Genomic DNA, 24,671 nt, shown 5'->3' on the forward strand with positions numbered 1-24,671 from the left:
CAAGAACAGGCAATGAGTTCGGTTCAGGAACGGTCGACGGCAACTATGATACATTGGGCGGCAACCTGAATGACGATCTTGGCAGGGACCGCAACCGCGATGTGACAAACAGGTCAACGGATGAAACGAGCGGAATGATGTCCGGTGGTTCCTCGATGGGGAGAGCGAACCTGAGTGACATGTCGGATTATCCAACTGGATCCAATGATGTCCCAAACCAAAATAACCCAATGAATATGGATTCCGGTTATGGAACAGGCGGTACGAAGACATCAAACCAAATGGATGCTCTTTCTTCACGTGAAAATGGGGATTTTGGCACATCCGACCCGTCTGCCATTAACCAGAATACAGCTGGGGCTGCTTTTGGTACGGACGAAGACACTATAAGGGGAGGAGCCGGCGGCAATTCATCGCTGGGCGCGGGCAATGACCCAACAATGGGTACAGGAGCAGGATACAACCCTGGAGTCGGTTCGGATCCAAACTTCGCGAATACGCCTAATGCGAATCCTGATGCCAGCTTCGGTGATTCAATGGTCAGCAATGATCCGTTTAGAGGAACGGATGACACCCTGAGGGAAACGAACAAAAACCGTGACAGCTTTGATGACCGGTTTGATGGACAAGGAAGAGACAATTCAAAACGGTAATAAGCTTTTGAAATAGGAAAAGGCGGGGGAATGGCGACATTCCCCTGCCTTTTTTGTGCGTTCAGCATGAATATTCTCTTGGCGGAAAAACTTTTCCGTGGGGCATCCGCCCCAATCAAGTAACTTGCAGCATGTTGCAAGGCAATAGTTTCAAAATAATAGGGATCATTTTTGCAAAAACAATCCGTTGCCGCGGTTCAATATTCCACCTGGTTGTTTGTAACCTAAACGATGTAAGCCCTACCTCTCTTACATCCTTGCGGCTCCGAAGCCGCGCCAGTGTGAATAAGTCCTTCTATTAAAAAACAAAAGCAGAATGCCAGTCTATATTACATTGCAATCTGCGTAATCTCAAGTTACTCGAGTGCACAATTATTCATTATACTTTGAAAAAGAAGATATGTCAATAATAAATTTTAGGTCGATCGTTATTGCATATTCATTTAAAAAAACGCTAAAAAGCAGTATGATTGATTAGCAAGAATATTTAGACTTCCGAAGAATCGACACCTTTGAGTTCGATTGCCGGATCGTTAGGCAGGTGGCACCGATGTCGAAGATTTTTTCATTTTTAAAACCATACCGGCTCCATATGGCCGTTGCTTTGTTACTTATGCTTGTCGAGCTCGTTGTTGAGCTTTGGCAGCCGCTACTTATGGCGAAAATCATTGATGAAGGGATATTGAAAAAGGATCTTGACCTGGTCATCCAATGGGGAGCGGTCATGCTTGGGGTCTCAGCTCTTGCTTTTGCAGCAGGAATCGTCAATTCCTTTTTTGCCGGCCACGCGAGCCAAAGCTTTGGTTATGACATCCGCAAAGCGCTCTTTGAAAAGGTACAATCCTTTTCTTTTTCGAATTTCGATCGCTTTTCAACATCGTCACTCGTGACAAGAATGACAAATGATGTGACGATGATCCAGAATACGGTATTTATGAGCCTGAGAATTATGCTTCGGGCCCCGCTATTAATTGCCGGGGGCCTCGTCATGGCTATCCTGGTCGATGTAAAGCTGGGCCTCATCCTGGCGGGCGTCACGCCCTTTCTTGTCCTGTTTCTCGCATGGGTCAGAACGAAGGCCCGCGGCCTCTTCCTTTCTATGCAAAAGAATTTGGATAAGGTAAACTCGGTCCTTAGGGAAAACCTGATGGCGATGAGGCTGATTAAGGCCTTCCTCCGCGGAAAGCATGAAACAGGGAGATTCACGGAAGCGAATGACCGGCTCCGGGAGAAAACCGTTTCCGCCTTTCGTCTGATCGAGTATACAACCCCGGTTCTTATGCTGGCGATGAACGCCGGTATCCTGGCTGTATTATGGTTCGGGAACTTTGAGGTTGCCCAGGGTGAAACGAAGGTCGGTGAAGTGGTCGCCATTATCAACTATGGCACCCGGATTACCTCCGCCCTGTCGATTGTCTCCATGATTATTATGATTTTTTCCCGCGCCCGCGCTTCAAGCCAGCGGATTGGGGAAGTTTTCGAAACAGAAGTTGATTTGTATGACGGGAAAGAAACAATGAAAGAACAGGCAGTTCCTTTTGGCAAAATTGAATTTAAAGACGTGGGTTTTCGATATCCCGGAACAGACACGGAGGTGCTGCGGAATATCTCCTTTACCGTAAACCCGGGTGAAACGATGGCCATTCTCGGGGCGACAGGTTCGGGAAAAACAACGCTGTTTCAGCTCATCCCGAGGCTTTATGATGTGACAAAAGGAGAAATCCTGCTTGATGGTACAGATATCCGCAACATCAAACTCGATACGCTGAGAAGGCGGATTGGTTATGTCCCGCAGGACGTCCTGCTTTTTACAGGAACAGTCGCAGAGAATATCTCCTGGGGGAAGGAAGATGCCTCGGAAGGTGAGATTACAGAGGCGGCTGCCAATGCCCAGATACACGATTCAATCGAAAAGTTCCCGCTCGGGTATAAATCAAAGATTGGCCAGAAAGGCGTCAATTTGTCCGGCGGGCAAAAGCAGCGGATTTCCATTGCCAGGGCGCTTGTCAGAAAGCCTAAAATCCTGCTGCTTGATGACAGTACAAGCGCGCTTGATATGAAAACCGAAGCCAGCCTTCTGAAAGCCTTGGATCAATACAAGTGTACGACGCTCATTATCACACAAAAAATTTCAACCGCGATGAGTGCGGATACGATTCTTCTTTTGGAAGAGGGAGAAATAAAGGCAGCCGGAAGCCATGCCGCTTTACTCCGCACAGAACCGCTTTACAGAAGAATTTATGAAACACAGCTGGAAGAAGGGGACCATACGTATGCTGAAGGGTTTAGCTAGGCCGTTCGCCTATCCAAGGCCGGAACTGCAGGCAAAGGGAACGGCGGCGCCTAAACAAAAGGAAAAAGCGAAGAACTGGACAGCGACAATTAAAAAGCTATGGGACTATCTTTCCGTGAAAAAAGGCGGGATCACACTAGTCCTGTTCCTCGTTGTGCTTAGTACAGCCCTCTCGCTGCTTGGGCCCGTGCTGATAGGAAAGACAGTCGACACTTATATCGTTGATAAAAAGACCACCGGCCTGCCGCTCTTGCTCGCAGGCATCCTCGGTGTTTATATTCTTTATTCAGTTTCAGTCTTTCTCCAAGGATATATTATGATCGGGATTGCCCAAACCACGGTATCGAAGCTGAGGACGGATTTATTCAGCCATCTTCATCGTTTGCCAATTGCATTTTTTGACAAAAGGCAGTCAGGAGAACTGATGAGCCGGGTGACGAATGATATCGAAAACGTCAGCACAACTCTGAACAGCTCTGTCATCCAGATTTTCTCGAGCGTGCTTATGCTAATTGGGACCATATCGGTCATGGTTTGGCTGAGCCCGCTGCTGACGGTTATCTCCCTGATCATCGTCCCGCTCATGTTCATCGGGATGAAATGGATAACGAACCGGACAGGGGTACTGTTTAAAGAACAGCAGCGCAATCTTGGCGAGTTGAATGGTTTTATCGAAGAAACGATTTCGGGCCAGCGGATTGTGAAAACTTTTTCCCAGGAGCAGAAGGTCATTGATGATTTTTTGCGTAAAAACAGCCGGCTGCGGGAATCCGGTTTTTGGGCGCAGACTTTTTCTGGATTTATACCGAAGCTGATGAACGTCCTGAACAATGTCAGCTTTACCATCATAGCGGCTGTTGGCGGTATTTTTGCATTAAAAGGGATGATTACGATCGGGGTCATCATTGTTTTTGCGGAGTATTCCCGCCAATTCACGAGACCGCTTAATGACCTGGCAAACCAGTTCAATACGCTCCTTTCCGCTGTGGCGGGTGCCGAACGTGTTTTTGAAATTCTGGATGAGGACGCCGAGTCATCGGATGAATCCGCGGCAATGGAGCTTCGTGAGGTCAAGGGGAAGGTTGAGTTAAGACATGTCTCTTTTTCATATGAAAAAGAGGGGAATACAATAAGGGACGTTTCCTTCGAGGCTGAACCGGGGGAAATGGTTGCGCTTGTAGGGCCGACTGGCGCTGGCAAATCGACGATTATTAATTTGCTATCACGTTTCTATGATCCTGATAGCGGCATGATACTCATTGACGGACACGATATTTCCGCGGTCAAAAGAAAAAGCCTCAGAAGCCACATGGGCTTTGTGCTCCAGGATTCATTTTTGTTTGAAGGACCGATTTTGGAAAATATCCGCTATGGCAGGCTCGATGCCTCCGATGAAGAAGTGATTGAAGCAGCGAAGGCAGCAAACGCCCACTCCTTTATTTCCAAGATGCCTGATGGATACAACACTGTCCTTAAGCAGGATGGAAGCGGCATTTCCCAGGGGCAAAAACAGCTCCTTTCCATCGCCAGGGCTATCCTTGCCAATCCTTCAATTTTAATTCTGGATGAGGCGACTAGCTCGATTGATACGATTACGGAGCTGAAAATCCAGGAAGCATTAGCCAGGCTGATGGAGGGAAGAACCAGCTTTGTCATAGCCCATCGGCTGAATACAATTCGCAATGCTGATAAAATCCTTGTTTTAAAAGAAGGAGAAATCATCGAACAGGGAAGCCACGAAGTTCTTCTTCGCAAAAAAGGCTATTATTATGAGTTGAATAATAATAAAAGGTAAACTGCCGGTTTTGGAACCGGCAGTTTTTGTCTATTGATAGGTAAATAGGTTATAAAAGTTTGTGAATTATTAATCACATTTAGTCTAAAATACCTATAAAATTTGTATCTTTATACGCATCTATGAAAAATTCTTTAAATAGTGTGACAAAAACAGTTGTTTAAGAGATATTATTATTTTATAATTCTAAATGTAATGAAAATTACAAACACAAGGGGGATGTGTATGGAGGATTTCGTTAATTTGCTCAATGGGTGGCTATGGAGTACACCAATGATTGTATTTTGCCTCGGGGTGGGGCTCTACTTTTCATTGCGTACTCGCTTTCTCCAAGTAAGGCATATCAAGGATATGGTCATGCTTATGTTCAAGGGGAAAAGCTCCGATGCTGGGGTTTCTTCCTTCCAGGCTTTGTCGCTTGCCCTTTCCGGCCGTGTTGGCACAGGAAATATCGCAGGTACAGCGACAGCGATTTTTTACGGCGGCCCAGGAGCAGTGTTCTGGATGTGGGCGATTGCCTTCATCGGCGCGGGAACGGCCTTCGTTGAGTCAACTCTTGCCCAGATTTACAAAGTAAAGCAGGATGGGGAATACCGGGGCGGCCCGGCCTATTATATTGAAAAAGGCATGGGTGTTAAATGGTATGCAATCCTGTTTGCAATTTCTGCCCTGATTGCGATGAGCTTCTTAATGCCAGGAATCCAGATGAACTCCATTGCGATCGGAATGGAAAACGCTTTCAATATGGAAAGGTGGCTGACGGGCCTCATTGTCGTTGGAATTTTAGCAGCCATCATCTTCGGAGGGGTCAAAAGGATTTCATCCGTCGCCGCTTTGGTTGTTCCATTTATGGCATTAGGCTATATTCTTGTATCCCTATATATTGTGGCAGTTAACATTACGGAAGTACCTGCCGTTTTCTCGCTGATTTTCCGCAGCGCATTTGGCGCTGACGCTGCATTTGGCGCTTTGCTGGGCCTTGCGATTCAGTGGGGGGTTAAGCGGGGAATTTATTCAAACGAAGCGGGCCAGGGAACCGGTGCGCATGCAGCTGGTGCGGCGGAGGTCTCTCATCCGGCTAAACAAGGTCTTGTCCAGGCATTTTCTGTTTATATCGATACACTGTTTGTATGTTCGGCTACCGCATTTATGATTCTTTTTACAGGAATGTACAACACAGTTGCTGCGGATGGGAAAACATTTATTACGGAAGGTCTTAAAGGCATTGCGGCCGGACCTGGCTTTACCCAGGCGGCAGTCGATACAGCGCTTCCAGGTTTCGGAGCGGGATTTGTCGCGATTGCACTTTTCTTCTTCGCTTTTACAACCATCATGGCTTATTACTATATCGCTGAGACCAATATTGCGTACTTAACAAGAAATGTAAGCAGTAAATGGCCGATGCTTATTCTTAAATTGGTTCTCATCGCCTCGGTCTTCTATGGGGCGGTCAAAACGGCCGATCTTGCATGGGCGCTCGGCGACGTAGGGCTTGGCATCATGGTCTGGCTCAACTTGATCGCGGTCGTCATTCTCGCAAAACCGGCTTTCATGGCCTTGAAGGACTATGAGGCACAGAAAAAACAAGGGCTTGACCCGGTCTTCAACTCCAAAAAGCTAGGCATTAAAAATGCAGAGTATTGGGAGGAAGAGTATCGTCTTCCTGAAGAGGAGAAAGTCTCCTAATAAGGCAAAACAACGGGCGGGGCGCATAAAAGCGTCCCGTTTTTTGCTGCCATTTTGTCGTAATTTTGGGAAATTCCTTAGTAATTGTCGTACGAAAATTGGCTGTAAATGGATGGAATTGCGGGACTTTTGTCGTAAACTAAACTTATATAGAAGTTCTATTGGAAATCAGGTGTATAACGATGATAGAAGAAAAACTCCTCCTCCACGTGTTAATCATTCTCGCTCCCGTCCTTCTTTACAGTCTTTTGCCTGAAAACAAAAGGCAGGAGAAGAACAGTTTGATTTTTGGGCTCCTGCAGGGCGGTGCGGCGTTTTTGTGCATTGTTTTTTCGTATCAATTTGAGGGCTTTTACTGGGATCTGCGATATGTCCCATTTGTGCTCGCAATCCTCTACGGGGGGCCGGGTGCCGGCTTGGTTGTATCCCTCGTCATCCTCGTTACGCGTACACTGATGGGTGGCGAGGCAGTCATCTACAGCTATTTTACAGTCCTTGCGACTGTAGGCTTTACTATATTGTGGTATGGGAAGTTTTGGTCCTATTCATCTTCCAAGAGGATTAAGCTGGCTATTCTAGGCAGCGGCTGGTCGATCCTTTTTTCATTTACGATGTTTGGTGTTTTTCGCTACCTGGCGGATAAACCGCTGGATAGGGAGTTGTTCATTTCACCGAGCATTTGGATGTTCGGGGTCATCAGTATTATTGGCATTGGTTTTGCTGCTAGATTAATTGAGGAAATACTGGAAAGGGATAAAATGCGGCAGGACATCTTCCGGGCAGAAAAATTAAATACGATGGGTGAGCTTGCGGCTTCGTTTGCACATGAAGTAAGGAATCCCCTGACAGTGGTAAAAGGTTTCATGCAGCTGATGCACCAGCAGGAGACCGGAAAAAATCATGAATATTTGACGCTTGCCCTAAGTGAAATTGGCCGCGCGGAGATGATCCTGAGTGACTACCTCAATTTTGCAAAACCGCAATTCCATAAAGTCGAGGAATGCAGTTATCAGGAGGTACTCTCGGAAATTATCGCCTTATTGAGTCCTTTTGCCGCAAAAGGCGGAGTTTCCCTGAATGCCAAACTGGACCAAGAGGAGCTTTACATTTACACAGACAGAAACCAGCTTAAACAGGCAGTTGTCAATCTGGTGAAGAATGCAATTGAAGCTACGCCTGAAGGCGGATTTGTATCAGTCGCCCTCCGACAGCAGGATGGCCAGGCTATGATAGAAATCATTGATAGCGGTCGCGGGATGTCAGAAGAGCAGCTTTCCCGTATTGGAACCCTCTTCTATACGACGAAAGAGAAAGGAACCGGCCTTGGCACGTGTGTTTCCCTTCGTATCCTGAATGAATTGAAAGGAAGCGTCCGTTATAGCAGTGAGCGGGACAAAGGAACGACAGTGACCATCCATCTCCCTCAGCATAAGAAGCATTGCTTTAAGCAACACCAAGGCATCTTGAAAGTAGCAAAGTGAAATATGGAAAAAGGCTTCCGCACTTAAAGCGGGAGCCTTTTTTATTTAATAAAATCTTCCGCATAGCAAAATTCTCAGCCTTTTGCGAAACTTTTCGACTTAAAAGTAAGGAAATGGGAAAATAATGTCGGTTTTTGTGGAAATTTCACATTTAAAGGTCAATATTATTGGAAAAGGTGGTAATATAGGGGTAATTAGGAACCTTAAGGAGAAAAGGAAACTATGAATGAAGTTCTACAGAATAAAAAGATAGAACAAGAAGAGCTTAAAGCTTTAAAACTTTGTATCGGGCTTTTTTACATATCTTTTGTCGGCGTAGACCTGTTGTTTTATTTTTTTTATCCGGCATTTTTCAATACGTATGGCGGAGGGCCCCCATTTAACGGGATGGGTTATTGGTATTATATTCTCGGATTATGCCTGTTGCCGATAAGTATGTTTGTATATAAGAAAGGATATTTATATTTAGTAAAATATATTTTCTTTATTGGGTTCAATATTCTTGATATTATCAATAACCTAATAATTTATTTGGATAAAAATGTGGTTTTTCAGACAGGTAACTTTACAGAAGTGGTTTTTTTCCTCTTTACCCCGATTTTTATTAGCAAAAGATACTTCTGGACTGTAACAACAGTTTTTTTGGCGAAATACGCTGTGACTGGCTTCATTTTACAAACAAACGAAATAATTGCTCCTATTACTTTGTTAATAGTAATTTCCGCCATTACCTATATACTTTTAATTAGATTCAAGTCTTATTTGAATTCACTAACTTCAGTGTATGAAGAAATGAACCAAAAAGAAAAGTTAATAAGCATTGGCCAAATGGCAACTGGCATTGCTCATGAAATCCGCAATCCGCTAACTTCCCTGAAAGGATTTATCCAGCTTCAGCAGGAAACGAAAAATGGAGAAAAAGATTATTTTCCAATTATGAGGCAGGAAATTGACAGAATCAATTCAATCGTTGATGACTTAATGATTCTTGGAAAACCGAAGAAAGGTTTGTTCACGAAATCGAATTTAAATGAGATAGTCGATTACGGGATTTCAATAGCCGAGCAGTATGCCAAAGGAACGGAAATTTCCATTATAAAAGAATATGATGACCATGCTAACCCATTATGGTTAAATGGCGATGAAAAGCAACTGAAGCAAATTGTAATCAACCTGGTGAAAAACTCCATTGAATCAATGGACATCGAAGGTACAATTAGGGTTTCTATTAAGGCAAAAGATCCGGATCAGGTAGTATTATCGATTTCCGATGAAGGAAATGGCATGTCTGAGGAAAATGTAGAAAAAATGTTCGATCCATTTTTCACTACCAAAAGAGACGGTACTGGCTTGGGATTAATGGTTACTAACCAAATAGTAAAAGACCATAAGGGGATTTTCGAAATTGAAAGCGAACCAGGAAAAGGAACAAAAATTGATATTCTTTTTCCTCGAATCAACTAAACTCTATTATTTTCGAGGGGTTTTTCTAAGATTATACACAAATATCTAATTATCCCTATGTAATGAATAGAAAAATTGATTTATAATGAAAAAGAGTATTTAAATTCTGGTACGCTAACTATTTTTTACTAAACTATAACCAGAATCCAGTCAGAGAGGTATTAAAATGCAAAAACCAGTCTATCAAAGTTTACTAAATGAGGAGCAACGGACACTAAAATGGTTTATTGTGCTCTTTTATGTAATATCTATATCGTTTGATTTCTTTTATGGGTATATTATGCCGACTTATATGCCTGGCTATAAAGAGGATACCTCTCCACCGGATTTATTAGGGTATTGGTTATACGTGTTTATGTTTTTATTAATACCTATATCAATTTATTTAACTAAAAAAAGTAAGTTATTCTCTATTAAATATATATACTTTATAACCTATACTTTATTCTCGATTTTAAAGGATATCCTTATGTTCCTTAACCATGCGGACCAATATAGGAGCGGGAATCCAGTAGAAATATTTTGGCTTTTGATGACGCCTATTTTTGTAAATACTCGGTTTTTCTTAGTGGTATTATTGGGTTTAATTGTGAAATATATTATTGTCGGAGTTGCTATCCAAACTCCTAATGTTATTGCTGCTATTATCTTAGTTTGTGCAATAGCTATTTTTGCATACATTTTACTTAATCGGTTTCAGTCATATGTAAATGCAGTAAAAACCTCTTATGATCAACAATTAATTGGCATAGTTAAAGGGGTAATATCAACCCTCGAACTTAAAGACCCTTATACAAGAGGTCACAGTGAAAGAGTTGCTGCATATGCACAAATATTAGCTAGGGAAACGGGTATCTTTAACAAAGAAGAATTAAAGATGTTTAATTATGCCTGTCTGCTTCATGATATAGGCAAAGTCCATATTCCGGACCAAATTTTAATGAAGCCTACTACTCTCACAAAAGAAGAATATGAGATTATAAAATCTCATACAGAAGTAGGTGAACGGGCGGTACAAAACGTTGACGGGCTTCAGGGAAGCATTTCAGTTATCCGATCTCATCATGAACGATGGGACGGGAAAGGATATCCGGACCAGCTAAGGGGAACGGACATTCCATATTTGGCGAGGATTACCGCTGTTGCTGATGCCTTTGATGCGATGACAAGTTCCCGTTCTTATAGAGCAGCTTTATCGGTGGAAGAGGCTTTTGAGAGAATAATTGAAGGGAAAGGCACTCAGTTTGATCCCGACTTAGTTGAAATCTTTAAAAAGGTATATCCTTCATGGAAGAAAGTACATGTGGAATGGGATGAAAGGCCGATTAGTAACTTTTCTAATATCCATATAGTTTAATAAAAAGGAGGTGACAACATGAAAATCCGTAAGCTTAAGAAAGTAAAAGCTACTGCAGTTCCATGCTGGTGGTGCTGGTTCTTGTAATTCATGTTACAGCCAGAAGGGTGCTTGCCATAAGCTTGCACCCTTTTTTATTAATAGGTTAGGTGAAAAAATGGAAGTTAATAAATCCTCAAAACTTATATTGGTAACAGTTGAGTTCCATAAAGATAGAAAAAACTATATAGTAAAAGACGTTGCTTCCGGAGATTTTTATGAAATGCCCAAGATGGCGGTCAAGGCTATTGAGTTGCTGAATCAGGGGTTACCCCTCGATGAAGTCGAGAACCGACTCAAAAACTCATACCCCGAAGAAGAGATAGATATACTTGATTTTGCCCAGCAGTTAATGGATTTAGAACTTATCAGCGAGATAGATGGAGTACAAGTTTTAAACAAGGAAATAAAAGAGAAAAAAGAAGGGTTTATTTGGATTCCTGTTGGATTGGGTAAATTAGCCTTTAATAAAATCAGTTATTTCCTCTATGCATTTCTATTCATATTTAATTTATATCTTTTTATAAAAAACCCCACTCTATTTCCAACTTATAAAGACTATTTTGTTTTTGACTGGATGTCTCTTAATGTTCTTCTCTGGATAGCGATAGGGATGATTCTTTTAATTATTCATGAGGCAGGCCATATTTTAGCAATGCGCTCTAATGCTTTACCCACCCGCTTAACCATTGGCCACAGATTGATGTTCATTGCGCTGGAAACTGATATGGATGGAACGTGGGGACTTCCTCCTGGCAAAAGAAACGTCCTCTATTTAGGAGGCTTATGTTTTGATGTTGTAGTTTTAACTATTGCCCTGGCTATCCAAACCTACTATCCAGCAGGTCCTTGGTTAATGATCGCCGTAATGAAAATTATAGTGATTGATATATTCATCCGCTTCGTCTTTCAATGTGGTGTCTTTATGAAAACGGATTTGTATTTTTTATTAGAGAATATAACAGGAAGTTATAATTTAATGGAAAATGCCCACCACTTTATTAAGAGCAGATTCAAGAAAAATGAGAGAAGAGCTGGAGAAGTTTCATATGTCCATGAGAAGAAAACTATTGCTTTATATAGTGTCATCTACTTTCTAGGTGTGTTTTTAACGATTTCAATCTTTATTCTGTTTTCTATACCACAGATTTTTTTAACGATGAGCCATTCGATAGATCGATTGAGCAGTCCTCTGTTTTCAAAGGAATTCTTTGATGGATTTATTGTATTGATCCAGACGCTAACAGGACTTTCTCTTCTACTCTACTCATGGAACAAAAAATACCGTCTTGGAAAAGAATAATTAGTAAGCCGTTCAGAGTTTTTCTGAATGGCTTTTTTTATTTTTAGTACGGTTCTGGTTTTGGCGTTCTAGTTGGGACAGCAAACCGGGGTAATGGTAGTATTTCGTCCGAAGTCACTCCATGTTCGGACAGAGAATCAAAGAATCATCGGTTTCTTGTCCGAAGTAGCCCCGTGTTCGGACAGAGAATCAAAGAATCATCGGTTTCTTGTCCGAAGTCACTCCATGTTCGGACAGAAAATCAGAGAGTCAGGGGTTTCCTGTCCGAAGTAGTTCCATGTTCGGACAGAGAATCAGAGAATTATAGGTTCCTTGTCCGAAGTAGCCCCATGTTCGGACAGAAAATCAGAGAATCACGGGTTTCTTGTCCGAAGTAGCCCCATGTTCGGACAGAAAATCAGAGAATCACGGGTTTCTTGTCCGAAGTAGCTCCATGTTCGGACAGAGAACCAGAGAATCATCGGTTTCATGTCCGAAGTCACCCCCGTCGTTCAAGCAACAAGCCCACGTAACAACAAAACCCTATTCGCCATCAATACAAATCCACTCACTTCCCCGCCAAAAACCTTCTTTGTGTCTAATCTTTGTCAAATCTCGAATAACTAGGGGTATTTCCCCCCGAGGATGGGGGAATACCCTGATTCAGGCAGACGGCCATAATTTCCTACAATAAGAGTATCAAATTGAACTGTTGATTTTTTAAGGAGGAACTCTTATGCAGGCGAATCTTGAAACTGTAAAAAAACCCGGCCGGTCTGTTAACGATGCTTTTGCATCCCATTTTGCCAAATCGATGTTTTTGGCGGTGAGCGGGCTTGTCATCCTATCATTCATTGGAACGAGGATGTTCACACACGTTGATTTAAACCTTTACGGCTATATGGTTGGAACGATTGTTTTCCTCGGCGGTTTTTTCTACCGGTTCATTGCCTGGGGAGAAAGGCCACCGACAAAGATCTTTATTAAAAAGGGGATCAAGCTTCTTTTCAGAAAATCGACTCCTAAAACGGCGACCGAGCAGCTGGTGACATACCGGTTCATCTGGAATCGCGGCCTGTATCGCTGGACACAGCATATCATGATGGGCTGGGGCTGCGTCATCGCCCTACTCGTTACATTCCCGCTCGTATTTGGCTGGATGTACTTCACGATGGCCGACAACGGCATGTACACAATCGTGCTGATGGGGATGAACATCATGACTGTCCCGGCTGATGGCTTTATCGCGTTTTTATCGTATAACGCTCTGAACATTTCTGCTTTCATGGTCATCACTGGCGTTTCGATGGCGCTCTACCGTCGCTTGAAAAATATGCAGGCCCGCGCCGAGCAAACGTTTATGTACGACTTCCTGCCACTATACCTGCTGCTGTTTGTTTCCATCACAGGTCTGGCGCTGACATTCATTAATATCGCGTTGCACGGCTTCGGCCACCAGGTAATGTCCTTGATTCACCAATATTCAGTTATCATTACTCTAATCTACATGCCATTCGGTAAACTAGCGCACATTCCGTTCCGCCCGCTAAGCGTTTTTGCAAGAAACTACCGTGAACACTATGCGGAGCAGGCGACAAAGGAATGCAAGGTTTGCGGAACAGGCTTCGTATCTGTTGAACAATCAAACGATGTCATTGATGTACTCGGAATGAACGATATAGAATTCGCGTCCAAGGAAGGGTTCCATCTTGCCGAGCTTTGCCTTCCATGCCGCCGGAAATACCGGATCGCACAGTTCTCCGGATTTGCGACCCATCAAGTGAAAGTCAAGGAGGCCAACCAGAATGCAAAAGGTTGAGTTCAGAAACGAACGGGATAAATATTTCAAGGAAGTTGAAAACCTCACCCATCCGAACGAAACTCTCGTCAAGACACACTGCAGCTATTGCGCGATGCAGTGCGGAATGAACCTGAGGGTCAATACGGTGACAAATAAAATTATCGGCGTTGAGCCCCGCTATGACTGGCCAGTGACGGTCGGCAAAATGTGCCCGAAAGGCGTGACCGCTTACCAGCAGGTCAACCACCCAGACAGGATCCTAAAGCCTCTAATCCGTGATGATGCATCCTTGAAAGGGACGAAAGATGGCTTCCGTGAAGCAACTTGGGAAGAGGCATACGATTTAATTGTAAAGAACTTCAAAAAGCTTCAGGCTGAATACGGCAAAGACAGCGTATCCGTCTACGGCGGCGTGTCGATGACAAACGAAAAGTGCTACCTGACAGGAAAATTCGCCCGTGTCGGCCTCCAGACAAGATATATCGATTACAACGGTCGTTTTTGCATGTCGAGTGCGGCTGGCGGGTTGAACCGTTCCCTCGGAATCGACCGCGGCTCCACGGTTCCCTGGACAGACGTCCATGAAACAGACTGCCTGTTTATAGCTGGCAGCAACACGGCTGAATGCCATCCGACTTCGATGTTCCGTGTCTGGAACGTCCAGGAACGGGGCGGCTACCTGATCATTGCCGACCCGCGTGAAACGCCGATTGCGAGAAGGGCTGATGTCCATCTGGATCTGAAGCCTGGCACAGACTTGGCGCTAGCGAACGGCATCGTGAACTTATTAATTCAAAAAGGCTATGCCGATGAAGAATTCGTCAATAACCATACAAATGGTTTTGCAGAGCTGAAAGAACTCGTAAAAGAATTCACACCTGAATATACAAGCGAAATTACCGGGGTCGCACCTGAAAAAATCATCCGTGCCGCAGAGTTGTTCGGCAAGGCGCCGAATGCGATCGTCATGTTCGCCCGCGGAATCGAGCAGCAGCAGAAAGGCGTTGATAACGTCTCCGCTTATGTGAACATGTCACTGGTTACCGGCAAAATCGGCCGCCCGAAATCTGGCGTTGCCACCATCACAGGACAGGGGAACGGACAGGGAGGCCGCGAGCATGGCCAAAAGGCAGATGCGCTGCCAGGCTATCGTAAGCTAGCCAATCCTGAACACGTTAAGGAAGTTGCGGAAGTTTGGGGAATTAAACCGGAAGAAATGCCGCTTCCTGGCGTTTCCGCTTACGAAATGTTCGAACTCATGGAACAGAAGACAATTCGCGCGCTTTACCTGCTTTGCTCAAACCCGGCTGTATCAGCCCCGAACCTGAACTATGTTAGGGAACAGATGAAGAATCTAGATTTCATGGTCTGTGTCGATTTCTACCTATCCGAATCAGCGGAATTCGCCGATGTCATCCTGCCGACAACGACATGGGCGGAGGATGAAGGAACTACGACAAACGTGGAAGGCCGGATTATCAAAATCAACCGCGCCCAGGCACCACTTGGAGAGTCTAAGCCAGATTGGCAGATCCAAATCGAAATCGCGGAACGGATGGGACGCGGCCAGTATTTCTCCCACCTGAAAACGCCGCTCAATATTTTTAACGAACTCCGCCGCGCTTCAAAAGGCGGAACAGCGGATTACTCTGGAGTTACATGGGAAAAGATAGATAAACAGGATGGCGTCTTCTGGCCATGCAAGAGTGAAGAAGATACTGGGACACCGCATCTTTTCCTTGATAAGAAGTTTTACCATCCGGACGGAAAAGCGAAGCTGTTCGCCCTTCCGTATACACCACCAGCAGAGGAGCCGGATAATGAATTCCCGCTTCGCCTGACAACGGGCCGCGTCGTGTACCATTATCTATCGGGCAACCAGACTAGAAGAATTCAATTTTTGCACGATATGTGCCCTGATCCGTTTGTCGAGGTTCATCCTGAAACCGCCGCGAAATACGGAATAGAACACGAAGAACGGGTTCTCCTTTACACCCGCCGCGGTGAAGCCGTTTATCAGGTGAAAATCACGGAAGCAATCAGGAAAGATACTGTTTTCGTTCCATATTCTTGGGGACATGAAAAATCTATTAACCTATTAACAATCCCGGCGCTTGACCCGATTAGCCGGATGCCGGAATTCAAGGCTTGCGCCGCTCAGATTAAAAAGGCGCCTGCCGAAAAACACGACTTAAAGAAGGTGCGATAATGGATAAGAGGCTGTATATAGAACTTGAAAACTGTATAGGATGCCGTTCATGCCTCGCTGCCTGCACACAGTGCGGCGGGCATGAAGAACGGAACCGGAACTACGTTTATGACGTAAACCCGCTTGTTGACCGGCAGACCATGCCTCTTATGTGCCTTCACTGTGTGAACCCGGCATGCGCGAGGAGCTGTCCGGCCCAGGCGATCCAGATCCATGAAACTGGTGCGGTCCTTTCCGCGCTCGTTGAAAAATGCATCGGCTGCCAAAACTGCACGATTGCATGCCCGTACGGCATTCCGAAGTTCGACACCGAGCAGAACCTCATGTATAAATGCGACCTATGCATCGATCGTTCCAAGGACGGCATCCCGCCGATGTGCGCGAGCGTCTGCCCGACGAATACACTGCAGTGGCTGACAGATGAGGAAATTGACGCGAAGAGAAAGCAATTCAATCTTGATAACGGCGGTAAATGGGTGACAAGCCTGCCTTATCTTGAAGGGGAAACAAACGTTAAAGTAAATCTCCCTGGCATCTTGCAGGGCGTCACGAAATTGTTTTAGGAGGGATTGTAATGGCAGAGAAAAATAATAAAATCCCGTTCGAAGAAGATAATTATACACATAACATTAACCGCAGCAATGAGCGGAAACTGGACCGGCGCGGCTTCATGAAAACACTCGTCGGGGCGGCCGGCGTGTTCGCCGTCTCCTCCCTGCCGTGGGGGGCGATGGCCGCGAAGGAACTGATCGACCTTGGTGAGAAGGAATATCCGCGCAAAAAAATCGCCAGCCTCGATTCTGTCGCTGTTGGTGATGCGGTGGAATTCGCATTTCCCGGCGAACACGACAGCGCGATTATGATTCGTCTGTCCGAGACAAAGTTCGTAGCCTACCAAAATGCCTGCACCCACCTGCGCTGCCCGGTATTTTGGAATAAAGAAGAAAATGACCTGCTTTGCCCTTGCCACCACGGCAAGTTTGATGTCGAAACAGGAGCGCCTACAGCGGGACCGCCAAGAAGGCCGCTTCCGGAAATTTTCGTTAAGGTTGATAAAGGGGCGGTATACGCGACTGGGGTGAAGCGCTATGAAGCCTAGTACAGTGAATTTCGTTCTCCTCTGCGCAATCCTGATGCTGAATATTGTGTGCACGCATTTCATGGTCCAGCAGTACTTTTTCGAAAACTACGCCAACTCGCTCATTTTTGGGGCTTTGAACATCATCCTCTTTCCTTTGGCTCTTTTTATTTATAAAAGGGACCGCAGGATGGAGCGTGAAAGCAAATGATGAACAGCGAAACGTACATCGACTTTTGTTTTGCCAGAAAGGAAGAAGGTAACTTTTCAGAGGAGATTGACAGTCTCTTGAAGGACCTCTTTTCAGGCAAACGGCTGAAATGGTATCTTGAAGAAAAGACGGCTGACGGTGCCGATGTTGTCATCGCGGAAATCAAAGGCATGACGCCGTTCCAGACGGAGGAAGAAACGATTGCGTTCATTGAAACGAATGCAGACGAGGCGTTCTGGGATTATCTCCAGGGATATAAAATCTTCGTTTATCCTAACAAGAAAGGGTGCGGCAGTTGTGGATCACATTAAGGACAGGAATCTGAAGCGCTTTGAAGGGGCGAATGTCGAACTTGCCATCAAGGACAGGGAAGGCACCGACCAGGCGCCGGCCATCCGGAAAGCGATTAAATATGTGCTCATGTGCCCGGACGGCACCCATGTAAGGTTTTATTTTGACAAAAATAAATTCCTTGCTGTGCCGGTTACAAGTGAATTTGGCGGTTCTGAAACGGAGCTTACTGCATATGACGCAGGCAGTGGTCTGTCCTACACGGTCAAAATAACAGACCGGAGATAGGCGGCGGGATTGATTGAAGGAGGAAGCACGATGGAGACGTTGACAGGACAAAAAGAAATCAGCTCTTATATTATCCATTCGCAGGAAGATGAACTGAAAAGGATTGCCCTGGATCTCCATGAAGGAGTCGGACAGAATCTCTACAGTGTCTTCAATGGGCTTCAATTCATTGAATCGGCGGTGCCGGACCCTGCGATGAAGGCTTATGTCGCCGAGATGTCCAGGCTGATGGAGCGGACCATCCAGGAAATCCGTCTCCTGTCCGTGGAATTGCATCCTCCAACACTAAGCACCCTTGGCTTTGTGCCTGCGATTAAAAGCTATATCAAGCTCTATACGTCCACATTCGGCATTATTGTTGATGTAGAGGTGGAGGGAGAAGAGCAGGCCATATCAGAAAAAGGACGCATCGCGGTATTCCGGGTCTGCCAGGAAGCGCTTGCGAATATCGCCAAGTACGCCGATACATGCCATGTCAGCATGGGCGTAAGCTGGTCCCAAGATTCACTCATCGTCACTATCAAGGACTTTGGGAAAGGCTTTGATGTGGAAGACAACCCGCACGGATACCAATCCTCCGGTCTTGCCGCCATGAAAGAACGGATGCTTCTGGCTGGCGGGAATTGCCATATTTCCTCTACAATAGGGGAAGGGACATTGATCGAACTGACCCTGCCGCTCGACTAATCGGGCTAGGGTTTTCTTTGTTTTTCAGGGAACTTTTCACCGACTGTAAAGGGGAGTTTTGCTTTGATTAAAATTCTGCTTGTTGATGACCATGCCGTTGTCAGGATGGGGCTGTCGATGCTGCTGAACTCTCATGCTGATATGAGGGTGGTCGGCGAGGCCTCCGAAGGCAACGAGGGAATAAAAAAGGCGCTTGAGCTTAAACCAAATGTTGTCATTATGGACCTGAGCATGCCCCATGGAAAAGACGGGCTTTCGGCCACCTCGGAACTGAAAAAGCTTATGCCTGAAGTAAATATTTTGATTCTGACCATGCACGATGATGAAGAATATCTGTTCCGCGCCATCCAGGCAGGCGCATCGGGCTGTATTTTGAAAAGCGCCCCTCATGATGAACTGCTGGCCGCGATTGAAATGGTGGCAAAGGGGGACGCCTATCTGCATCCTTCCGCCACGAAACGCCTGATGGAGGAGTATATGGGAGCTCTTCGCCACGGGAATGCGGATACTTTCAATCTCCTGTCGGACAGGGAGAAAGAAATCCTCACGCTTGTGGCAAAAGGATTTTCGAATAAGGAAATTGCCGAGCAGCTGGTGATTTCGGTCAAAACGGTCGAGACCCATAAAGGGAACGTGATGGAGAAACTTCAGCTGAAAACCAGGCCAGAGCTTGTCCAATATGCGATTAAAAAAGGGCTGTTGGGTTACGGTCTTTGAAAGGAGTAGTCCGGCATGGATGAATTGAGGGGCCTCAAGCCTGTCACGGAAAAGATTAACTGGCTGCGGGAAGCGATTGGCTGTGACTTCGTCGGGCTGGCCATCCAGAATAAAATTGGCCCCGATATCCGCTGGCATTTCGCCTCAGGCAATCTGAATGATAAATACGAACGGATCACCGTCCGATACGGAAAAGGGATTGCCGGCAAGGTCGTATCGACCGGAAGTCCGATTCTTGTCGAGAACTTTCCTGAAAACATTGCTGGGAAAGCGACCGACTATCCTATCATGCTCGCGGAGAAATTGAAATCTTCCTATGCGGTGCCGCTATTCTTCAATGGAGTGCCAAAGGGAGTCCTTTTGGCAGGGAACCGGTCTGACCTATCCTTCGGTGTGCCATGGTGTTCAGCGGTAAGGGAAACAGCATCCGCGCTGGAGGAAATCCTGGAAGGTTACCATCTACTTTGAATGCGGGGGGCACTTTATGATAAAGGGGAATGGATTTACGGGAAGGCAGGATACCGGCGGCGCAGTGCTTGTCGATGAAAACGGCAAGGTGCAGTATATGAGCGATCAGGCGCTTGGCCTATTCGGATATAGGGCAGGCGTTTTCAAGGACGCCGGCTTTTCATTTGAAAGCCTTCTGCCGGAGTATGACTTCGGGACTATTCCTGAAGGGGTTTTGAAAAGTACATATGGCCGCAATGTAGAGGGGGAGAAATTTCCGCTCTTTTTCACTATGAACAGCTTTTCTCTTGAAGGCGTTTCATATTTCCTGTTTGTTTTTCAGTATGGAGAATCGCAGGAGAGGCTCGAAGCTGCTGGACCCGAGCCGATAAATGAGCTCGTCGATTATAAGTTCGCGCTTGACCAGGCCGCGATTGTCGCGATAACCGACCGCCGCGGCAAAATAAAATACGTAAATGAAAAGTTTTGCGAAATCTCGCAATACCAAGCCGAGGAACTGATTGGCGAAGATCATCGGATTATCAATTCCGGCTATCATCCACGCGAGTTTTTTACGAAGCTTTGGCAGACAATTACATCAGGCAAGGTCTGGCATGGCGAAATAAAGAATAGGGCCAAGGAAGGCAGTTACTACTGGGTAGACACGACAATCATCCCGTTTTTGGACGAACAAGGAAAACCGTACCAGCATTTGGCGATCCGGTTTGAAATTACCGAGCGGAAACGGATTGAGGCGGAGCTCCAGAAAATGACGGCGCGCATCATTGATGTCCAGGAAGAGGAGCGAAAGCGTTTATCACGCGAGCTCCATGACGGGCTTGGGCAAAATTTGTACAGCCACCTGATAACGATTAACCGGCTGCTGTCGGAGCTTGACCATCCGCTGCTTGTACAGATGCAGGAAGAAGCGATGGAAATGATTGAGGAAATCCGCGACCTGTCTTGGGAGCTGCGGCCGTCCGTGCTCGATGACCTCGGGCTTGTACCAGCAATCCGGTCATTTCTGAACCGCTATTCAAGCCATTACAAAATCGACGTCCATTTCGATTGTGTACTTGGCCGGAGGCTGCTTCCGGGGACGGAGACGACCATCTACCGCGTCATCCAGGAAGCGCTCACGAACGTCCGGAAATATGCGGATGTCGAGGAGGCCGCAGTAACGGTCAGGGAATATGAAGATGCTGTCCGGGTGATGATTGAAGATCACGGCCGGGGCTTTGATGTAAGTGGCGGCCCGCGCGGCGTCGGGCTGTTCAGCATGGACGAGCGTGCGCGGGCTTCTGGCGGGGAGCTGCAAATCATTTCGGAGCCTGGGAAAGGGACGAAGGTAATCCTGGAAGTGCCGGTGAGGTGACTTCGGGAGGCTCTGTTACTCTTGTGAAAAAACTTAGCGCCGAAAGGGTCGCCATCCGGCAGGCCGACAAAGCTTAAGTTCTATTTTTATGCAAAATAAATTTAATGAGGTGCGCAAATGAAAACGGAAAAAGAGAAAATGCTTGCTGGTGAAATGTACGTTCCGGCTGATCCTGAACTGGTGGAGGAGCGCCTGAAGGCACGCAGGCTTGCAAATGCCTATAACCAAACCGCTGAAACTGAATTTGAAAGAAGGACGGAAATTCTACAGGAGCTGTTCGGGTCTGTTGGCAAAAATAGCTTCATAGAACCGGATTTCCGCTGTGATTATGGTTCAAATATCTACGCTGGCGACAACTTTTACGCGAATTTCAATTGTGTCATCCTCGACGTATGCGAAGTCCGCTTTGGCGACAATTGCATGCTGGCTCCAGGAGTACATATATATACGGCGACACATCCGCTTCATCCGGTTGAACGCAATTCGGGCCGGGAGTTCGGCAAGCCGGTCACGATCGGCAACAATGTCTGGATTGGCGGCAGCGCCGTTATTAATCCGGGAGTGACAATCGGCGACAACGCAGTCATCGCCTCCGGTGCGGTCGTGACAAAGGATGTACCGGCCAATACAGTGGTCGGCGGGAACCCGGCGAGAGTCATTAAGTATATTGAAATATAAAAAATGACAAGACGGGTTCAAGGCCAGGCAAAATGAGTTTAAGGGTTCAATTCAGGACAGGATTGCAACTATAAAAATGATGATAATAGCACCAAAATTTAAATACAAAATTCAGCAGGCCGTTCCCACTTGAATCGGTCTGTTTTTTTGCCTTTTCCGGTGGTTAATGCCCCATTTCTGGCAGTTAATGCACCAACTTACGAGTTTATTATCGAAATTCGGAGCTTTATTATCCAAATCCAATAGTTTATTATCCAAATCCAATAGTTTATTATCCAATTCGAATTGCACTGAAGTTTTAAAAGGTTAAATTGGATATTTATGTTAAAATGAAAAAGACACTATTCTGCAAATAGAGAAGGTATTCATTAAAGCGGGGGAGGGTTCAGTGGCGGTGCTTTCTTTATCAATCCTGGGATTCTTTCTTGCCATACTTGAGTATTTTTTAAGAAGGTGGATTGTTGGAACAGGGGGACGGGAAATTTACGATACAAACGGTAAGGCTATATATATACTAGGCAATATCATTCTTGTCCTTGCATGGTTACTTTATCTTTTTAAGGCAATAGATTTTACGGATGAAGAAGCTGTTAAACGTTCCTTACTAATCTTCCTGGCAATCATTTATGTTTTTCAATCTTTTGTTGAATGGAAGTATATAAAAAGCTCAAAGGCCTTTATTGTACCGCTTTTAGTACTGCTAATTGGCTTGATATATTGTTATATATTTGTAGTCTAATGAAGAATGTCGTCCACCGAAAAAACAGGGAAACCCTTACTTAAAACGAGGGTCTCCCTAATTTTAGTATTCTATAGCCCCGTATTCGCCTTAACCAATATCCTGTCGAAGTCCCTTGTATCCTCCCTTTTCGTGGAAACAAGGGTGCCGACGATGGCAGCGAGGAAGCCGAGCGGAATCGAAACGATACCTGGATTTGTCAAGGTGACGAGCGGCTCGCCGACAAAGATGGCAGCTCCAGCTTCAGGCGACCAAATATTCGGGGAAATCGCAACCATCACAAGGGCGCTCGCTAATCCAACGATCATGCCAGTTATCGCACCTGTCGTATTGAACTTTTTCCAGAAGATCGTCAGTAATATGATCGGCAGGTTAGCGCTAGCCGCGACTGCGAATGCGAGCGAGACAAGGAATGCCACGTTCATCTTTTGGGCAAAGAGGGCCAAAAGGATGGACAGTATAGCAACTCCAACTGAAGCAAGCCTTGCAACCTTGACCTGCTGCTTCTCGGTTGCATTTCCTTTTTTAATGATATGAGCATAGAAGTCGTGCGCGAAAGCCGAGGCCGCTGAAAGGACGAGTCCAGCTACAACCGCGAGAATCGTCGCAAAAGCCACGGCTGAAATGAAAGCAAAAAGAAATTCTCCTCCAATCGCCTCGGCAAGCAGCGGCGCGGCCATATTGCCAGCAGCATTAGCGGCGACAATTTTATCATAGCCAACGAAAGCGGCCGCTCCAAAACCAAGGAAAACAGTCATGACATAGAAAATCCCGATGATCCAGGTCGCGTAAATTACGGACTTACGTGCTGTAATGGCATCCTTTACCGTGAAAAAGCGAATCAGGATATGCGGGAGGCCGGCTGTACCGAGCACGAGGGCAAGGTTGAGCGACAGGGTATCCAAAGGACTCTTGAACTTATTGCCAGGGTTCAAAAACGCTTCCCCAAGCGGGGTGGCTGATTTCATCTCTTGGAACATTTTCACAACACTGAAGTCGAATTTTGCAAAAACAATCACCGAGATAATGAAAGTGCCGACCATCAACAGGACAGCTTTTGCAATCTGGACCCAGGAAGTGGCCGTCATTCCCCCGAACACAACGTAAACAGTCATAAGTGTGCCGACAATCAGGACCGAATAAATATAATCAATACCGAGGAGCAGTTTAATGAGCGCTCCTGCCCCGACCAATTGGGCAATCATGTAAAAAATAGAGATAGTAATGGTGTTCAGGGCCACAACCCCGCGAACCTTTTTCTCCTTAAAACGGGCCGCAATCATATCAGCCATCGTATATTTCCCAAGATTACGCAACGGTTCCGCAACTAAATAGAGAACGACAAGATAAGCGACCAGAAAACCGATGCTGTAGAAGAAGCCGTCAAAGCCTGACAAAGCGACCATTCCGGCAATGCCGAGGAAAGAGGCGGCGGACATATAATCACCGGCGATGGCCAGTCCATTCTGAAAGCCGGTCAGGCTTGAATCGGCGGTATAAAAATCACTTGTCGTCTTCGTCTTTTTCGAGGCAAAATACGTGATCACTAGCGTCAGAAGGACAATGGCTAAAAATAGTAAAAAGGCAACAGTATTCATCGGCCAGCCCTCCGTGCCTCTTTTTTAATGATGTCCTCTACGAGAAAATCAAATCTGGCTGCTTTTTTTGTATAAATGATGCAAAGAGCCCAAGTCATGATAAACTGTGCAAAAGCAAACACCCACGCCCAGCTGATTGGACCATACGCGGAGTTGTTCAGGACAGTCGAATACGCGGTTAAGATAGGAAGTGTAAAGTAAAAGGCCATGAAGAACAGAGTGGCAGGCAGTAAAAATTTTCGTTTTTCCCGAAGCAGCTGCTGAAAAGATGGGGATTGGACAATTTTTGAGTAATCTAAAGATGGTGATGATCGAGCTGCTTTTTCTAACTGGCTTTCCTTCAATGCCATGAAAATTCCTCCTTGGGTAGAAAATAGATTTCAACAAAATCAAGGTTATTATATAACTATCAAAATAATTAGTAAATTCTGACACCATCAGACTTTTGGATTATTTTTAAAAATTTCCCAACTCTTCCTTTACGCTCCCAGCTTGACTAATG

Annotated in this window: 22 protein-coding genes; 20 read left to right on the plus strand and 2 right to left on the minus strand. The window is 45.6% G+C overall.

Annotated elements, in window-relative coordinates:
• Positions 1–1,203: 1,203 nt before the first annotated feature.
• The 20 genes from BN1002_RS01820 (at position 1,204) to BN1002_RS01915 (ending at position 22,571) form a co-directional block, all read left to right on the plus strand.
• Complete coding sequence (locus tag BN1002_RS01820) at positions 1,204–2,946, plus strand: ABC transporter ATP-binding protein (RefSeq protein ID WP_048823349.1); 1,743 nt, start codon at positions 1,204–1,206, stop codon at positions 2,944–2,946.
• Positions 2,927–4,741 carry an ABC transporter ATP-binding protein gene (locus tag BN1002_RS01825; protein WP_048823350.1) on the plus strand — a complete coding sequence of 605 codons (1,815 nt, stop codon included), beginning with the start codon at positions 2,927–2,929 and terminating at the stop codon, positions 4,739–4,741. The genes BN1002_RS01820 and BN1002_RS01825 overlap by 20 nt, the downstream gene beginning before the upstream one ends.
• 225 nt (positions 4,742–4,966) lie before the next feature.
• Entirely contained in the window at positions 4,967–6,427 is a 1,461-nt protein-coding gene (locus BN1002_RS01830; RefSeq protein WP_048823351.1) for an alanine/glycine:cation symporter family protein, read from the plus strand.
• 182 nt (positions 6,428–6,609) lie between these two features.
• Positions 6,610–7,908 carry an ATP-binding protein gene (locus tag BN1002_RS01835; protein ID WP_048823352.1) on the plus strand — a complete coding sequence of 433 codons (1,299 nt, stop codon included), beginning with the start codon at positions 6,610–6,612 and terminating at the stop codon, positions 7,906–7,908.
• Positions 7,909–8,130: 222 nt separating this feature from the next.
• Entirely contained in the window at positions 8,131–9,372 is a 1,242-nt protein-coding gene (locus tag BN1002_RS01840) for an ATP-binding protein (protein WP_048823353.1), read from the plus strand.
• Positions 9,373–9,538: 166 nt separating this feature from the next.
• A complete protein-coding gene (locus BN1002_RS01845; RefSeq protein ID WP_048823354.1) occupies positions 9,539–10,729 on the plus strand; it encodes an HD-GYP domain-containing protein in 1,191 nt (396 codons plus the stop codon).
• 157 nt (positions 10,730–10,886) lie between these two features.
• Positions 10,887–12,071, plus strand: a complete 1,185-nt coding sequence (locus tag BN1002_RS01850; RefSeq protein ID WP_048823355.1) for a hypothetical protein — start codon at positions 10,887–10,889, stop codon at positions 12,069–12,071.
• A gap of 715 nt (positions 12,072–12,786) precedes the next feature.
• A complete protein-coding gene (locus BN1002_RS01855) occupies positions 12,787–13,869 on the plus strand; it encodes a membrane protein (protein WP_048823356.1) in 1,083 nt (360 codons plus the stop codon).
• Positions 13,856–16,060: a molybdopterin oxidoreductase family protein gene (locus BN1002_RS01860; RefSeq protein WP_048823357.1), complete on the plus strand. Its 2,205-nt coding sequence runs from the start codon at positions 13,856–13,858 to the stop codon at positions 16,058–16,060. The genes BN1002_RS01855 and BN1002_RS01860 overlap by 14 nt, the downstream gene beginning before the upstream one ends.
• Positions 16,060–16,623 (plus strand): 4Fe-4S dicluster domain-containing protein, encoded by a 564-nt coding sequence (locus BN1002_RS01865; RefSeq protein WP_048823358.1) that lies wholly within the window; start codon positions 16,060–16,062, stop codon positions 16,621–16,623. Before BN1002_RS01860 ends, BN1002_RS01865 begins: the two co-directional genes overlap by 1 nt.
• Positions 16,624–16,634: 11 nt before the next feature.
• Positions 16,635–17,159 (plus strand): Rieske (2Fe-2S) protein, encoded by a 525-nt coding sequence (locus BN1002_RS01870; RefSeq protein WP_048823359.1) that lies wholly within the window; start codon positions 16,635–16,637, stop codon positions 17,157–17,159.
• Entirely contained in the window at positions 17,149–17,349 is a 201-nt protein-coding gene (locus BN1002_RS01875; protein ID WP_048823360.1) for a hypothetical protein, read from the plus strand. Before BN1002_RS01870 ends, BN1002_RS01875 begins: the two co-directional genes overlap by 11 nt.
• A complete protein-coding gene (locus BN1002_RS01880; protein WP_231574961.1) occupies positions 17,346–17,660 on the plus strand; it encodes a hypothetical protein in 315 nt (104 codons plus the stop codon). Before BN1002_RS01875 ends, BN1002_RS01880 begins: the two co-directional genes overlap by 4 nt.
• Positions 17,647–17,928, plus strand: coding sequence for a hypothetical protein (locus BN1002_RS01885; RefSeq protein ID WP_052445596.1), 282 nt, complete (start codon positions 17,647–17,649; stop codon positions 17,926–17,928). The genes BN1002_RS01880 and BN1002_RS01885 overlap by 14 nt, the downstream gene beginning before the upstream one ends.
• A gap of 30 nt (positions 17,929–17,958) precedes the next feature.
• A complete protein-coding gene (locus tag BN1002_RS01890; protein WP_048823361.1) occupies positions 17,959–18,615 on the plus strand; it encodes a sensor histidine kinase in 657 nt (218 codons plus the stop codon).
• Between the two features lie 63 nt (positions 18,616–18,678).
• Complete coding sequence (locus tag BN1002_RS01895) at positions 18,679–19,332, plus strand: response regulator (protein WP_048823362.1); 654 nt, start codon at positions 18,679–18,681, stop codon at positions 19,330–19,332.
• A 15-nt stretch (positions 19,333–19,347) separates the two neighbouring features.
• On the plus strand, positions 19,348–19,800 hold the full coding sequence (locus BN1002_RS01900) for a GAF domain-containing protein (RefSeq protein WP_048823363.1): 453 nt from the start codon (positions 19,348–19,350) through the stop codon (positions 19,798–19,800).
• A 16-nt stretch (positions 19,801–19,816) separates the two neighbouring features.
• Complete coding sequence (locus BN1002_RS01905; protein ID WP_052445597.1) at positions 19,817–21,154, plus strand: PAS domain S-box protein; 1,338 nt, start codon at positions 19,817–19,819, stop codon at positions 21,152–21,154.
• Between the two features lie 117 nt (positions 21,155–21,271).
• Positions 21,272–21,832 carry a maltose O-acetyltransferase gene (maa, locus tag BN1002_RS01910; RefSeq protein WP_048823364.1) on the plus strand — a complete coding sequence of 187 codons (561 nt, stop codon included), beginning with the start codon at positions 21,272–21,274 and terminating at the stop codon, positions 21,830–21,832.
• 388 nt (positions 21,833–22,220) lie between these two features.
• Positions 22,221–22,571 carry a DUF4181 domain-containing protein gene (locus BN1002_RS01915; RefSeq protein WP_048823365.1) on the plus strand — a complete coding sequence of 117 codons (351 nt, stop codon included), beginning with the start codon at positions 22,221–22,223 and terminating at the stop codon, positions 22,569–22,571.
• Positions 22,572–22,642: 71 nt separating this feature from the next.
• Here the strand turns inward: BN1002_RS01915 and BN1002_RS01920 are convergent, their stop codons facing one another.
• On the minus strand, positions 22,643–24,169 hold the full coding sequence (locus BN1002_RS01920) for a solute symporter family protein (protein WP_048823366.1): 1,527 nt from the start codon (positions 24,167–24,169) through the stop codon (positions 22,643–22,645).
• Positions 24,166–24,519, minus strand: a complete 354-nt coding sequence (locus BN1002_RS01925) for a DUF485 domain-containing protein (RefSeq protein ID WP_048823367.1) — start codon at positions 24,517–24,519, stop codon at positions 24,166–24,168. The genes BN1002_RS01920 and BN1002_RS01925 overlap by 4 nt, the downstream gene beginning before the upstream one ends.
• Between the last annotated feature and the right edge of the window lie 152 nt (positions 24,520–24,671).

The sequence above is a fragment of the Bacillus sp. B-jedd genome (assembly GCF_000821085.1).
GTDB lineage: Bacteria > Bacillota > Bacilli > Bacillales > Cytobacillaceae > Bacillus_D.